12 protein-coding genes are annotated in these 15,437 nt (G+C 38.4%); 10 read left to right on the top strand and 2 right to left on the bottom strand.

The window, feature by feature from the left end; all coding sequences use genetic code 11:
- The first annotated feature begins 57 nt into the window (after positions 1–57).
- From VPHSUH08_RS01950 to VPHSUH08_RS01905, 10 genes are all read left to right on the top strand, one after another.
- Positions 58–1,098: a hypothetical protein gene (locus VPHSUH08_RS01950; RefSeq protein ID WP_060919003.1), complete on the top strand. Its 1,041-nt coding sequence runs from the start codon at positions 58–60 to the stop codon at positions 1,096–1,098.
- Entirely contained in the window at positions 1,099–1,944 is an 846-nt protein-coding gene (locus tag VPHSUH08_RS01945; RefSeq protein WP_008713595.1) for a stage 0 sporulation family protein, read from the top strand. It begins immediately after the preceding gene.
- Complete coding sequence (locus tag VPHSUH08_RS01940; RefSeq protein ID WP_008713596.1) at positions 1,937–2,662, top strand: tRNA1(Val) (adenine(37)-N6)-methyltransferase; 726 nt, start codon at positions 1,937–1,939, stop codon at positions 2,660–2,662. Before VPHSUH08_RS01945 ends, VPHSUH08_RS01940 begins: the two co-directional genes overlap by 8 nt.
- Positions 2,652–3,500 carry a 16S rRNA (cytidine(1402)-2'-O)-methyltransferase gene (rsmI, locus tag VPHSUH08_RS01935; protein WP_008713597.1) on the top strand — a complete coding sequence of 283 codons (849 nt, stop codon included), beginning with the start codon at positions 2,652–2,654 and terminating at the stop codon, positions 3,498–3,500. The genes VPHSUH08_RS01940 and rsmI overlap by 11 nt, the downstream gene beginning before the upstream one ends.
- Before the next feature lie 34 nt (positions 3,501–3,534).
- Positions 3,535–5,481, top strand: coding sequence for a methionine--tRNA ligase (gene metG, locus VPHSUH08_RS01930; RefSeq protein ID WP_105086593.1), 1,947 nt, complete (start codon positions 3,535–3,537; stop codon positions 5,479–5,481).
- Positions 5,481–6,251: a TatD family hydrolase gene (locus VPHSUH08_RS01925; protein ID WP_060919002.1), complete on the top strand. Its 771-nt coding sequence runs from the start codon at positions 5,481–5,483 to the stop codon at positions 6,249–6,251. The genes metG and VPHSUH08_RS01925 overlap by 1 nt, the downstream gene beginning before the upstream one ends.
- Before the next feature lie 214 nt (positions 6,252–6,465).
- The gene (gene ppx / locus VPHSUH08_RS01920; protein WP_105086592.1) at positions 6,466–8,013 is read left to right on the top strand and encodes an exopolyphosphatase; all 1,548 of its coding nucleotides are present in this window, start codon (positions 6,466–6,468) and stop codon (positions 8,011–8,013) included.
- A complete protein-coding gene (locus tag VPHSUH08_RS01915; RefSeq protein WP_008600545.1) occupies positions 8,013–9,578 on the top strand; it encodes a Ppx/GppA phosphatase family protein in 1,566 nt (521 codons plus the stop codon). Before ppx ends, VPHSUH08_RS01915 begins: the two co-directional genes overlap by 1 nt.
- Positions 9,568–11,685: a polyphosphate kinase 1 gene (gene ppk1 / locus VPHSUH08_RS01910; RefSeq protein WP_105086591.1), complete on the top strand. Its 2,118-nt coding sequence runs from the start codon at positions 9,568–9,570 to the stop codon at positions 11,683–11,685. The genes VPHSUH08_RS01915 and ppk1 overlap by 11 nt, the downstream gene beginning before the upstream one ends.
- A gap of 425 nt (positions 11,686–12,110) precedes the next feature.
- Positions 12,111–13,088 carry a 3D domain-containing protein gene (locus VPHSUH08_RS01905; RefSeq protein WP_012864137.1) on the top strand — a complete coding sequence of 326 codons (978 nt, stop codon included), beginning with the start codon at positions 12,111–12,113 and terminating at the stop codon, positions 13,086–13,088.
- 47 nt (positions 13,089–13,135) lie between these two features.
- Here VPHSUH08_RS01905 and msrB read toward each other — a convergent pair whose 3' ends face one another.
- A complete protein-coding gene (gene msrB, locus VPHSUH08_RS01900) occupies positions 13,136–14,074 on the bottom strand; it encodes a peptide-methionine (R)-S-oxide reductase MsrB (protein WP_105086590.1) in 939 nt (312 codons plus the stop codon).
- On the bottom strand, positions 14,075–15,196 hold the full coding sequence (locus VPHSUH08_RS01895) for a 5-methyltetrahydropteroyltriglutamate--homocysteine S-methyltransferase (RefSeq protein ID WP_105086589.1): 1,122 nt from the start codon (positions 15,194–15,196) through the stop codon (positions 14,075–14,077).
- Positions 15,197–15,437: the final 241 nt, after the last annotated feature.

The following is a 15,437-nucleotide window of genomic DNA, read 5'->3' as shown; positions in this document are numbered from 1 at the left end:
AAAGTCGCCTTTTTCCTATATAATATTAATATTGAGCATGTATTGATAGGAGGCGCTATGACATATTTTGATTCTATAATTGGTCAAGATTCGATTAAGGCACACCTATCTGAACTTGTAAGTCGTAATGCATTACCTCATAGTCTCTTGTTTTATGGCGAATCTGGTCTTGGCAAGCTAGATATGGCCATTGGCCTAGCGTCTTTATTACTAGGGCGTCAAGTATTCTCTCAACCTAAGGGGGAATCTTATTTAGCAGAGGTTAAGGAAGCCCGTTTAGCAAATGGGGATACGGAAAAACGTATCGAAGCCGAAGGATTACCTATCTATATGGATAAGGGTGATGCCTTTTGGATTCGCCCTATGAAAACAACCTTAAAGGTAGAGCAGTGGTATTCATTATTACAAGATCATCTGTCTGTGGCGGGCAATGGGAACCGCGTTGTCATTGTGGAGGACTTTCACACAGCCAATGCAGTTATGGCAAATGCTATGCTAAAAACCATTGAAGAACCACCCGAACAGGTGTACTTCATCATTATTACGAACAAGATTAACACCGTATTGCCTACCATCATTTCTAGATGTATGGGAGTTGGTTTTAACAGTGTTGATGTAGATACGATTCGCACCGCTCTTATAGCGCGTGGAATTACCGGTGATATAGAACAGGCTTTATTAGCTGGTCATGGTAATCCACAATTGGTGGAAAAACTGGCGACACAAGGTCGCATTGAAATGCTAGAGTTAGCCGTTAAGGTGATGGACATATTAGCTTTTGAAACGCGATGGTTTTCTATGATTTCCTTAGCTTGTGAAAGCTTATCTCGTGAAAGCCTAACGGAATTGATGCACTGGCTACGCCTTGTAAGTAGAGATATGATGGCTCTTAAAATGGGGGCTCAAGACACGCAATTACAAGTACCTATATACAAAACTCAATTATTACGATTATTACCGCGCTGGTCTATGCAAGCATTGGCTAAGGTTATTACCGAAACATTGCAAGCAGAACGGGCTTTGTGCTTACATATAAAAACCGCTCTCGTGGTGGACGGTCTTAGTATCGCCCTTCATGATGCTCGGGAGGAGGATTAAATGCTAACCATAGTTGGCGTACGCTTTAAAAAGGCGGGAAAGATTTATTATTTTCAGCCTGAACAATTAGAACTATCCGTTGGGGATGGAGTTATCGTTGAAACAGCACGTGGTGTAGAATATGGCACAGTTGTGATTGGACCTAAAGAGGTCTATGAAGATTCTGTTGTTGCCCCTGTTAAGCCTGTTATTAGACAGGCGACGTCTAAGGATTTGAAACAAATCGAGAAGAATAAAGAGCGCGAAGAAAAAGCCTTTGAAATTTGTCTCGAAAAAATTGAAAAACGCAAGTTACCGATGAAACTTATTAATGTGGAATACACATTTGATATGAATAAGATTATATTCTTCTTTACTGCAGATGGCCGTATTGACTTCCGTGAGCTCGTTAAAGATTTGGCAACTATATTTAGAACGCGCATCGAGTTACGCCAAGTAGGTGTCCGTGATGAGGCTAAAGTACTAAATGGTATCGGTGCTTGTGGTCGACCTTTGTGTTGTTCAAATTTCTTAGGTGACTTTACGCCTGTATCGATTCGCATGGCAAAGGATCAAAATTTAAGCTTAAATCCTACGAAGATTTCCGGTGTATGCGGTCGATTGATGTGTTGTCTTAACTACGAAGATGATTTATATAAAAAAGGTGGCGACCTATATGTGAAGAAGGAACGCACTCAATCTCCTCAAGATATAGCACCTCCTGGCATTGGTAAGGAGGTTGTTACCGATGAAGGTATTGGTAAAGTTTTAAAGGTAAATCATCATAAACATACTGTAAAGGTACAGCTCGAAGCGGGCCGTACTATCGATTTGAAATGGTCCGAGGTGGCATTGCCTGATGAATGATCAAGAACGACTTGATGATTTAATTATCGATGGCTTACAGATTTATCAGCGTTCTGATATGTTTCGCTTTTCCTTTGACGCCATAGCACTCATTCATTTTTGTCGTTTTAATGGTCGTCATACCTATGTTGATCTTGGAACGGGGTCAGGGGTTATGCCGCTTATAGGTACGTCATTAGGGGCAGGTCATATTACAGGTATAGAAATTAATGAAACTCTCGTTGAGTTGGCTAAGCGTAGCGTAGAACATAATCGTAAACAAGATGTGGTAAATATGTTATGTGGTGATTATCGGCATATGACATATCGAGATATACAAGATAAGCCTTTTGATGGTGTTATTGTTAATCCCCCTTTTTATGATTGTGAAAGCGGTGCAAAGCCTACATCTGAAGAGCGTACTTTAGCACTTCATGATGGACATACAACTTTATGTGATGTTCTGAAAGCGGTACAGTCTTTTATTAAATGTAAAGGTCGCTTGTGGATGATTTATAGTGCTAGTCGGTTGCAATATGTATTACATGAACTAGAAAGGTTTAACTTTCAAGCAAAACGAATTCGGTTTGTTCATGGTATGCTAGATAAACCAGCAAAATTAGTTTTGATAGAGTCTATTTTTCAAGGTCAGGCAGGTCTTGTACTTGAGCCACCACTCATCGTTTACAAAAAAACGAATGTGTACACGAAGGAGGTGTCCTCTTGGTATGAACGATAATGAATGGGGCGCATTATACTTGGTGCCTACACCGATTGGTAATTTAGAAGATATGACGTATCGATCTGTTCGTATTTTGGGTGAGGTAGATGCTATCGCGGCTGAGGATACACGTCATACGGGCATATTGTTAAAACATTTTGATATTAAAAAGCCTTTGATTTCTTATCATGAACATAATAAGGAGGAAAAAGGTGCTTATATTTTGGAGCTTTTGTTAGAAGGACAGTCGATTGCTTGCGTTAGTGATGCGGGTATGCCTGCTATTTCTGATCCAGGGGCAGACCTTGTAACAAAGGCCATTGAAGAAGGCATAGCTGTAGTTCCATTACCAGGAGCCAATGCGGCGTTAACAGCACTTATTGCATCAGGTTTAGATACTAAATCCTTTACCTTTGCAGGGTTCTTGCCTAAACGGGGAAAACATCGTATTGAAGAATTAAAAAGACTTTCACAAGTGACGGGAACCTTGCTGTTTTACGAAGCCCCGCATCGATTACAAGAGGTTTTACAAGATATGTATGAAGTCTTTGGTAATCGCTCTATAACGGTGGCAAGGGAATTGACGAAGAAGTTTGAAACCTTTGTACGCACCGATCTAGAAAGCCTTATAAAGGATTTAGAACAGCTCACCTATAAAGGTGAATTCGTCCTCATCGTAAGCGGTGCTGATACAGTGGAGTCCGATACTTGTGAAGTGTTGGATGAACCAGTATCTTATGAAGATGCTGTGCAAGCCCTTGTAGATACTGGGGTACCTAAAAAAGAAGCTATTCGCCAGGTGGCAAAGCGTTTTAACGTTTCCCGCCGGGATGTATATAATATTGTAGAACGTTAAACCTTCCCATTCGAAGGTTAGAAGGAGGCTCATCATGGGAGACACAAAGAAAACGTATTATATTACGACACCTATTTATTATCCAAGTGCTAAGTTGCACATTGGTCATACGTATTGTACATCTGTAGCCGATACAATTGCACGCTTTAAACGATTAGCAGGATATGATGTACGTTTTTTGACTGGTTCAGATGAACATGGCCAAAAAATCCAACGTGCTGCAGAAGCACAAGGCATTACTCCTCTTGAATATACTACAAATATTGTAAATGGTTTTAAAGCATTGTGGGAAAAAATGCATATTTCCAATGACGATTTTATTCGGACTACCGATGAACGTCATGAAAAGGTTGTTCAAGCGTTATTTACAAAAGCTTATGAGAAGGGCGATATTTATAAAGCCGAATATGAAGGCTGGTATTGTACACCGGACGAAACTTTTTGGACAGAGCAGAAGCTAGGACCTAATCATACTTGTCCGGATTGCGGTCGCCCTGTAGAGCGTGTTAAAGAGGAAAGTTATTTCTTCCAACTCGGTAAATATACGGATCAATGGCTTAAGTTTATTGAAGAGAATCCTGACTTTATTCAGCCTGAATCTCGTCGTAATGAGATGATTCAATTTGTAAAGCAAGGTCTAGAAGACTTGGCGGTGTCTCGTACATCCTTTGATTGGGGAATCAAGGTCCCATTTGATCCTAAACATGTAGTATATGTTTGGTTCGATGCATTAGTGAACTATATTAGTGCACTCTCTCCATTTGATGGTGATGGTGAACTATATAAAAAATACTGGCCTGCAGATCTCCATTTAGTGGGGAAGGAAATCGTACGTTTCCATACAATTATTTGGCCTATGATGCTCATGAGCCTTGAGTTGCCATTACCAAAAAAGGTATTTGGACACGGTTGGATGATTGTAGATGGTACAAAGATGAGTAAATCCTTGGGGAACGTAATCGATCCAATCCCATTGATTGATACATATGGTGCAGATTCTTTGCGTTATTACTTATTAAGCGAGATTACGTTAGGTAATGACGGCAACTTTACGTTACCTAACTTCGTTACAAAAATTAATGCAGATTTATCTAATGATTTAGGTAACTTATTAAACCGTACTATTGCGATGATTGAAAAATACCATGGTGGTGTGATTACAAAATGCGATGATATGGATGATTTGGATCGTGATGTATCTACATTAGCCGTTCAAACTGCAAAAGATTTTGAAGCGGCGATGGAAAATATGGAGCTTAATAAAGCTATCAAAACTGTATGGTCCTTTATTGGTCGCATGAATAAATACATTGATGAAACAATGCCTTGGGTATTAGCTAAATCTGAAGATGCGCATGATAAAGCGCGCTTGCAATCTGCTATGTATCACTTGGCAGAGGCATTGCGTATCATTGCCATCTTAGTAAGCCCTGTAATTCCTGTAGGAGCTCCAAAAATCTGGGAACAATTAGGGCTTACAGGTTTTGAAGCGGCTACGTTGGAAGATGCTAAAACTTGGGGATTATTGGCAACAGGTACTAAAGTTGTAAAAGGTGAGCCTATCTATCCACGTTTTGAAGTTCCTGAAATGGTAGATGTAGTTGTTACAGAAGAAGTTGAAGAAGCTGTAGATACATCTAATATTCCACCATTAAAAGAAAATATTACCTATGATGACTTTGAGAAACTCGATCTTCGTGTAGCTAAAGTTATAAGCTGTGAAAAGGTGCCTAAGTCCAAGAAGTTGTTGAAATTTGTATTGGATATCGGTATTGAAGAACGCACCGTATTAAGTGGTATTTCCCAATATTATGAACCGGAGACTATGGTTGGTAAAAAGGTAATCTATTTGTCTAACTTGGCTCCTAAAAAGATGATGGGCATTGAGTCTTATGGTATGATTTTGTCCGCCTCTGATTGGGAAGAACATTTAGAGGTAACAAATATCGAATCATTACCGGCAGGAAGTGTGGTTAAATAATGAAACTTTTTGATACACATGCTCATGTAAATGATGGGCGCTTTGATAATGATCGTAATGAGATGTTACAAGCCTGCTTTGATACAGGTGTAGAATATATTATGATTCCTGGTGTTGACAGAGGTACCGTTGAGTCTGGTTTAGCTTTGGCTAAACAGTACGATCAATTATATGCTGCTGTAGGGACTCATCCCCATGAATCAAAGGACTTTACAGAAGAAGACTACGAGTTTTATAAGGAACAAGCTCTTAACAATGATAAGGTACGTGCTATTGGTGAAATTGGACTAGATTATTACTATGATTTTTCTGACCGTGAAACACAAAAACGCGTATTTATTCGTCAGTTAGAGCTTGCTCGTGAAGTAGATCTCCCGATTATTATCCATGACCGCGATGCACATGGTGATATTATGAATATCTTGCGCAATGAAGGGAAGGATAACTGGGGCATTTTTCATTGCTATTCTGGTAGCTGGGAGATGGCAAAAGAAGCCATTAAAATGGGCTTTTATATTTCCTTTGCAGGTCCTGTAGTATTTCCTAAGTCTACAAATCTTAAGGAAGTAGCAAGACAAGTGCCATTAGAACGAATCCTCATTGAAACCGATTCACCGTATTTGACACCACCACCATTTAGAGGCCGTCGTAATGATCCAAGTAAAACTCAGTTTGTGGCAGAAGAAATTGCAAGCCTTAAAGGGCTCGATATAGATGAGTTTTGTGAAATTGCTTTTAATAATGGTAAACGAGTATTTGGTATCGAGTAAATGTAGAAACTAGTTCATAAGATTATTGGCTGATAAAATATCTGTTGGGCTTTAATTACTAAGTTTTTGCGTACAAAGTATTAAAATACATGATAAAACTAAATTAGAATTATAAATCATAAAACGCGGTTCTCCCTTAGCGGTGAGAATCGCGTTTTTCTATGGTATACTAAAGTATATTCAGACTGAACAGAAGTAAGATGAGGATAGCAACATGAAACGTATTGCATTTATAGATTTAGGCTCGAACTCAGTTCGTTTTGTCATATATGAAATTTCTAAGACTGGTAGTTATCGACTGATATATCAAGAGAAAGAAAGTGTACGTCTCAGTGAGAATATGTGGGGAACTCACGAACTGACCAAAGAAGCTATGGAACGCTCTTTGCGTGCTCTAAAAGGTTTTGTACACATGGCTGATGCAATGGAGGCAAATACGGTTAAAGCTGTTGCTACCGCAGCAGTACGTTTGGCTAAAAATGGGGATGCTTTTATTAAATCCGTAAAAGAACGAACGGGTTTGGATTTAGAATGTATTGCTGGTGAAGAAGAGGCTCGCCTGGGGTTTCTTGGCGTTATCAATACCATTGGACTTAAGGATTTTATTATTTTTGATTTAGGTGGTGCCAGTACCGAGATAACCCTTGTACGAAATCGTCATATTACAAAATCGGTGAGCTTGCCGATAGGGGCCCTTACCTTAACAGGCACCTATCAGAAGGGGGATGAATATACTCCTAAAGAACTTGATAAACTGACGAAAGTTGTAAAGAAAACGATTAAGGAACATACATGGCTTCGCAATGTGAAATTACCGCTCCTTGGTATCGGTGGCACTGCTCGTAATATTGCTAAAATGGATCAACGCAAGTTATCTTATCCTATTACAAAGCTACATAATTATGAAATTCCATATCATAGATTCCATGAAATTTTGGAAGAAGTAAAAGGCAAAACTCTAGAGGAGCGCAAAAAGATTAGTGGTTTATCATCGGAGCGCGCTGATATCATTATTGCCGGCCTTACTATCGTAGAAGAATTATTTAACTACGTAAATACTAAAACACTCGTTGTTGGTGGTTGTGGTTTGCGAGAAGGTTTATTTTATGACTATTATGGAGCGCACTACTTAGGTGGTAACTCTATTATTGATGATATTTTAGTACATTCTGCAGAGAATGTATTATTAGGTATGACTAAACATGAGTTAGTTCATGCTAAATATATTACAGATTTAGCTATTAAACTGTATGATGAATTAGAACCACTTCATAGAGCTGATAAAAATACAAGACGTTGTTTGATTGCGGCTAGTTTATTACATGATATTGGTAAACGGATTAATTATTATAGTCATGCCCGACATGGCTGCTATATGCTTGTCAATAGTAATTTATATGGGCTTTCCCATATTGAACAAGCTTTTAGCGCGTTCCTTGTTATGAACTCTCATGGTTTGACGCCAAAAGAGTATAAAAACTTCTTATACGGTAAATTGTTAGATCAAGAACAGCGTTTGTTGGGACAAAAAATATCTATTATTCTAGCCTTGGCTGAAGCTCTTGATGAAAGTCATGAACAATTTATTCGCCATTTATCCGTGAATCTAAAATATACTAGTGTACAATTAGTTGTAACCTATTTGAATGGTCGCGATATAAGTGTCACAAAAGCGGCTGTAGAGAAATTAGGAAAATCCTTCAAAAAAGAATTCAAGAAAACATTAGAAATAGAGTGGAAGGAAGCTCGTAAGGAGGCATAATGGCATTACCAAAAGCGTTACGATATGCAGTGCTACATGTAGGCTCCAGTAGCATGAGTATTACTATTTTAGAATACAAGGGCATCGATGATGTACGCGTTATAGATTATGCAGCTAGGGAGGTAACCTTTGGGGAAGAATTATTCCAAACCTCTCGTTTGAGTTTTGAAACAATTGAGGAAATTTGTCATATCTTAAAGGGATATAAACAATTAATGGCTGATTACGGTGTGAGTCGCTCTAGATTATATGGCACCACTGTAATACGTGAAGCCGCTAATCGTCGTAGTATTCTCGACCAAATTTATATTCAAACAGGTATGCGTGTTGAGGTTATCGACATGCCTAAAGAGGTGTATTACAAATATGCCTTACTATACTACAAGATGACTAATCAGTACCGCTTGACGGATCCTACAAAGGCAACATTATTCCTTGATATTACTTCTGGTGGTGTAGGTTTAACCGTTTGGCGTGGTGAAAGCTTATTATTTCAGCGCAATATGCATAGCGGGTCATTACGTGTTATGGAATCTTTTAATCGCAACCAACGTTCCTCTACATCGTTTCCAATGGCTATTACCGAGTATTTACATCGCATGATAGGCCCATTGCGGGAAGAGCTTAAAACTTTCAATATTAATAGTGTCATTTTATCAGGCGATGAAGCTCAATATATGGCGCGCCTCATGGGAGATGGCAGTAATAAGGATGATATTATTACCATTGAACCAGAACGTTTTAAGGGGTTCATCAAATCCTTTGATGGTGTAACGGCCACTAAGTTGATCAATCGATATAGACTACCTGAATATAAGGCCAATATTTTGATGCCTACTATGATTTTATTTAATGAAATTATAACGGCTATAGAGCCTAAATCGTTGATTTTTAGTAGCTTCTCCTTCTCGCAAGGAATAAGCTGGTTTTATGGAGTTGAGGCGGAAAATAATCCTTTTATGTATCAATTGCGTGAGCAAAATGCTCAATTAGCTCGTGCTGTTGCCGCTAGATATCATACTGACAGCATTCATGATGCTGAGGTAGAAAGATTCAGCTCTTTATTCTGTAAAACATTACGCCATAAAGGTTTACCGGAGCGGTGGGGTTATTTATGCCGCATTGCAGCTATATTATGTTCTGTAGGCAAGTTTGTTAATTTACGAAACCATGGAGAGCATGCGTATCATATTGTGATGGGCACAGATATTTTTGGGCTTTCAGAAGAAGAAAAACAAGTGGTAGCAAATGTTGTGTTTTATCATTATAAGGGAACTCCGTCTGATGATGATACATATTTTAATTCCTTGACGGAATTACAAAAGATTCAAGTTACAAAGTTAGTAGCTATCATTCGTGTGGCTTGTGCGCTTGATGCAGGTAGCAATCAAAAAATATCGGATATTACCTTAGAAGAACGGGATAATGTATTGTATGTATTCTGCCGCACTAATGAAGACATTTCTCTAGAATGGTGGACATTTAGTCGCGATTCCGAGTATTTTACAGAAGTATTTGGTATGGAACTCATGCTTGTAAGAGGAGGTGACCGCCATGTTCAGTAATGCTAAATATTATTTTAACCGTGAATTATCTTGGCTAAAATTTAATCAGCGTGTACTATTAGAGTCCATAGATACAAATACTCCGCTGTTGGAGCGATTGCGTTTTATTGCTATTGCTAGTTCTAATTTAGATGAGTTCTTTATGATTCGCGTGGCTGGTTTACGTCATCAAGTTGTGAATGGCATTGTTAAATATGATGCGGCTCATATGGATGCAAAGGCACAATTAAAGGCGATAGATGAATCTGTACAACGCCTTGTTGCTATGCAAAGTATGTATTTAAATAATGTTTTGACTGAACTAGAAAGTTATGGTTTTTTCTTTACACATCCTGATGAGCTAGACGTAAAAACAAAAGCCTGGCTACGCCATTATTTTGAGGAACATATATACCCCGTAGTAACACCATTGGCTGTTGACTCGGGGCACCCATTTCCATTTTTAACAAATCATACCATTAATGCAATTGTACGTATCTTTCAAATACAAGAGGATGGGACTAAGGATTACAAGATTGCTATCTTGCCAATACCATCTGTATTAGATCGAATCATTGAAGTTCCAAGCCGTGGCAATAAGGAACATCGATTTGTTTATCTAGAAGATGTCATTACTTATTATGCAAATCAATTTTTCCAAGGTTATGGTATTGAAGATTATATGGTTTTCCGTATTACTCGTGATGCAGACCTTGAAATAGATGAGGAAGAAGCAACAGATTTGCTATCTGAAGTAGAGGCATCCTTGCGGCGTCGCCGTCGTGGTGATGCGGTACGTCTTGAAGTTTGTGGAGAGATAAAGGATCACTTATTAGACTTTGTCCTTACAAGTGTAGAATTAGAGCAAAAGGACGTATATCGCATTGATGGACATTTGGATTGCCGTATGTATTTTGATTTCTGTAATTATCCAGGTTATGATAAGCTCCGATATGAACCGTTTGATCCTAAGATTCCTAGTGAATTAGTTGATTATGAAGGTGATAGCTTATTTTCTATTATTGGGAAGCAAGATCTTTTTGTTCATCATCCCTTTGAATCTTTTGCAGTGGTTGAGCAATTTATTGCACAAGCAGCTATAGATCCTGATGTATTGGCCATTAAACAAACATTATATCGCGTTAGTGGGGACTCTCCGATTATTGCGTCCTTAATAAAAGCGGCAGATAATGGAAAACAAGTAACCGTGCTTATGGAGGTTAAGGCACGATTTGATGAAGAAAACAATATTCATATGGCTCGACGACTCGAAAAAGCGGGGTGTCATGTTATTTATGGCTTAAAAGGTCTTAAGACACATTCTAAAATTACTATGGTGGTACGCCGGGAAACGGATGGTATTAGGCGGTACGTCCATCTAGCAACGGGAAACTATAATGGTAAAACAGCTCGCATGTATACTGATTGTGGTATATTTACTTGTAATGATGAGTATGGTGATGATGCATCTCGTTTCTTTAACTTGATTTCGGGATATTCTGACCCACCGATTTGGAATAAGTTTATTGTAGCGCCTTTAAATTTACGTGAAAAAATTATGGAACTTATTGACCGTGAAATTGAGTTTGCCAAAAACGGGGAAGAAGCCTATATCATCTGTAAGATGAATTCTTTGCTCGATAAAAAGGTCATTGCCAAGTTGTATGAAGCTTCTTCGGCTGGCGTTCGTATAGATTTAATTGTGCGTGGTATTTGTACGCTTCGACCTGGCATTGCCGGTGTTAGTGATAATATCACAGTACGCTCTATTGTGGGACGTTTTCTTGAACATCATCGTTTGTTCTACTTCCGTAATGGAGGGAATGAAAGTCTGTACCTATCTAGTGCAGATTGGATGCCTCGAAATTTGAATGAACGTGTAGAGCTTATGATTCCTATTGAAGATAAACGCCATAAAGAACGAGTAAAAAGTATTTTAGATTTATATTTAGATGATACATTAAAAGCTCATTTTATGAGAGCAGATGGTTCATATCATAAAATCAATGATCGAGAGAATCCTATATCTGCTCAAGAGGAGCTAATGAAAGCTGCTATTGAGCATGAACACAGAGAGTCAATGACGGTCATTGAACGGTTACAACCAATGTTAAAAATGAATAGATAATGAAGAAACCTTAATATATTAGGTAATGAATTTTAATACAATTACATAACATATAAAAAGCCCATTATATGCGCTTTTTTACTTCCTTATACATTTAAAAATGAGGGAAAAGTGAAGTTTTGAGTGTTCTAGAAAATGTTGGTAACAATTGAAAAACACATAAAAATACAAATTTAGTAATAAAAAATCTGTATATACTATATGTGGTATTACTGTTGTATATATGTACACAATTCGGAATATATTGTATAGTATTTAAAAATATCGATATGTACGTATACAGTGGACTTCTATTAAAAAATATAAAATACAAACTGTTATAAATTCAGTATTTATAAAGGGTTTCCTCTTATTGTTAACTTGCGGCGTTTGACAGGTTGTATCTATCTGTAGTAGAATAATACCATTACAGGAGGGATTACAACATGAGAATTCATAAGACACACAAGCGATATATTTCGTCTGTTGTTGCCGGATTGATTGTAACAGCTGTAACCATGACCGGTTTTTCTTATAATGATAAAACCGTTACCGTTATGGTAGATGGTGCAGCACACACTGTTAGAACGCATTTAAATTCTAACGAAGGCATTGTACGCGATGCTGGGGTTAAGTTAAATCCAAATGATAAAGTTATTTCTAGTTCATCTACAGTTCAAAATGGAACAACCTTAACGGTTGTTCGTGCTATTCCAGTTTATGTAACTGTAAATGGTAAAACAAGAGCTGTATTCACTACAGAAACAACTGCTCAAGGTGTTGCTAATGAGCTTGGTTTCAAAGCACCTAACTATGTAGTAGTGGGCGATGAAAATGGATCTGTTTTAAGTGGTACACGTATAACAATTGCTCAAGTAACAAGCCGCTCTCTATCTACAGTAGATCAAGAAGTTGCTGTTGAAGTGGTTCGTCAAAAAGATGATACTATGGCTAAGGGCGAAGAAGAGGTTGTTCAAGTTGGTCAACCTGGCTTAGAACGAGTACAACGTGAAACACTATATAGTAATGGTACCGTTATTAAAACTAATGACGTATCTAAAGTAACACAACGTGCAATGATTCCTACAATTATTAAAGAGGGCACTCGTGAAGTGACTACATCTCGTAATGTGGCGGGTCGTGCATCTCGCGCTATCGTAATGGAAGCATCTGCTTATCTTGCTGGCGATGGTGATGGTGCTGGTATTACAGCTACGGGTGTACCTGCAGTACGTGGCATAGCAGCAGTTGACCCAGATGTTATTCCATTGGGTACACGTTTATTTATTCCTGGTTACGGTGAAGCTATTGCTGCCGATACAGGTGGTGCTATAGTAGGTAACAAAATCGATCTTGTAATGGACTCTTATGGGGAGGCTATGGACTTTGGTCGTCAAGACGTTACAGTGTACGTTTTAGATTAATATAATAAAAGGACGCCTTACATATGTAAGGCGTCCTTTTATTTTAACTAGTCTTCAATATATGGAATTAAGTATTCGTATTTGGTACCCTTTAATTCTTCTTTAGGGATAAATCTTAAAGCTGATCCATTGATACAGTAGCGAAGAGAGCCATTAGGCCCATCTTCAAATACATGACCTAAATGAGCATTACCGATGCGGCTACGAACTTCTATGCGATTCATACCATGTGAGTCATCTTGGTAATATTTGATAACATCTTTAGCTATTGGCTTAGTAAAGCTAGGCCAGCCACAATGAGAATCGAATTTATGGGCTGATACAAAAAGGGGTTCTCCAGTTGTAATATCTACGTAGAGACCTGCTTTGAACTCATCTGTTAGTTCATGGCTGAAAGGTGCATCTGTAGCAGAGTTTTGAGTTACTTCAAACTCTTGTGGCGTTAATGCCTCTAAATCTTCCTGGGAAGGTTTAGCATATGTATTATCATCGATGAGTGGTTCATCAGATAACCCCAATGGAATGTGACAATAGCCATTAGGATTTTTGTCTAAGTAATCTTGATGGTATTCCTCAGCAGAGTAGTAATTCTCTAAAGGCAATACTTCAATAGCAAATGGTTTACCTTCGAAGGCTTGAGCACGAGCTAAGGTGCTTTCAATAACGTCCTTATCTGTTGGATCAGTATAATAAATACCCGTGCGATATTGAATTCCTACGTCACCACCTTGTTTGTTGACACTAAAGGGATCAATAGCACGTAGGAAATATTGAATTAAGTGATTTAAAGATAATATATCAGCATCGTAAGTGACCTTGAGGGCTTCTACGTGCCCACTATTGTGGCATACATCTTCATAACTTGGATTTTCTGTAGGACCATTAGCATAACCTACTTCAGTAGTAAGGACACCGGAGATCTTTTTGATATACCCCTGAAGGCCCCAGAAGCAACCACCGCCTAAATAAATAGTATGTTCACTCATTTAATCACCCCAAACTTCATGAGCTATTTCTTTGACTAATGCGAGTTTAGCCCATTGTTCTTCCTCGGTCAATTGGTTGCCAATTTCACAGGATGCAAAGCCACATTGAGGGGATAAGCAAAGTCTTTCGAGAGGGATATATTTTGTTGCTTCTTTGATACGTTCTTTGATGACTTCTTTATCTTCTAACTCAGGGCGTTTAGATGTGATAAGACCTAATACAACTTTTTTATTAGGAGAAACTTCACGCAATGGCTCAAAACCTCCAGAGCGATCATCATCAAATTCTAGGTAATAAGCGTCTACATTTTCCTTGGCAAATAGGATAGGGGCAATAGGTTCGTACCCACCACTAGCGGCCCATGTAGAGTTATAGTTACCACGACATACATGTGTAGTAAATGCTAAGTCGTGAGGGCGACCTTCAAGAGCTAAGTTATTCAAACGTAAATATTTTGCGGTTTCACCTTCAATGGTTACACTTTTATCCTTTTGACGACCTGTCCAGTAAGCATGGTCACAACACATACCCCAAGTACAATCATCAAATTGAATATTGCGGCAACCTGCATCGTAAAGGTCTTTAATTACTTGGCGATAGGCGGCAGCAATATCTTGAATCAATTCTTCTAAATCTGGATAGAAGGAGCGCGTTGTAATGCCATTGTCTTCACGGAATAACTCTGCCAAAAACTGAGAGGGAGCAGGAATCGTTTGACGCGCCGTAGTATTTTCGTCTTCAAATTGTTTTACAAATTTGAAATGTTCAACGAATGGGTGGTTTGTTCCCGTAATTTTGCCAGTAAGGGCGAGGGAACCTGGCGCTGTTTCTTGACCGACGAATTTGTAACCGTGTTCCAGTTCAATTTCTTTTACGCCGTTAAAGCCCCACATGAAGTCTAGATGCCAATAGGCACGACGGAATTCGCCATCTGTAATCACTGGTAGGCCAGCTACTTTCTGTTTTTGAATGAGGTCTGTAATAAGACGATCTTCAACGGCTGTTAATTCTTCTCGAGTAATATTTCCCTTATTAAAAGCTTCGCGTGCTTCTTTTAATTCTGCTGGGCGTAGGAAGGAACCTACGATATCAAAGTGGAATGGTGCTGTATGTTTGGACATAATAATCCTCCTTATATAAACGATTAAACCGATAATTTTGATAGGTTAATTATAGCTAAGTATGATTATATATAAAAATATTAATATATTTGAGTTGTGTATAGCTTGAAGTTATGTCTATGAGTGATTTTATGCTTTAAGTTATACCCAAGAAGGCACTCTCTAAAATAGAGAGTGCCTTCTTTATGGATTATCTGATACATCTAAATTGAACAATAGTGTTGTATCGCTCTATAAATAA

Origin of the sequence: Veillonella sp. S13054-11 (genome assembly GCF_002959795.1) — a bacterium.
Taxonomy (GTDB): domain Bacteria; phylum Bacillota; class Negativicutes; order Veillonellales; family Veillonellaceae; genus Veillonella; species Veillonella parvula_E.
The sequence above is the reverse complement of the archived record's forward strand: the minus strand, read 5'-3'. Positions and strand labels throughout refer to the sequence as shown.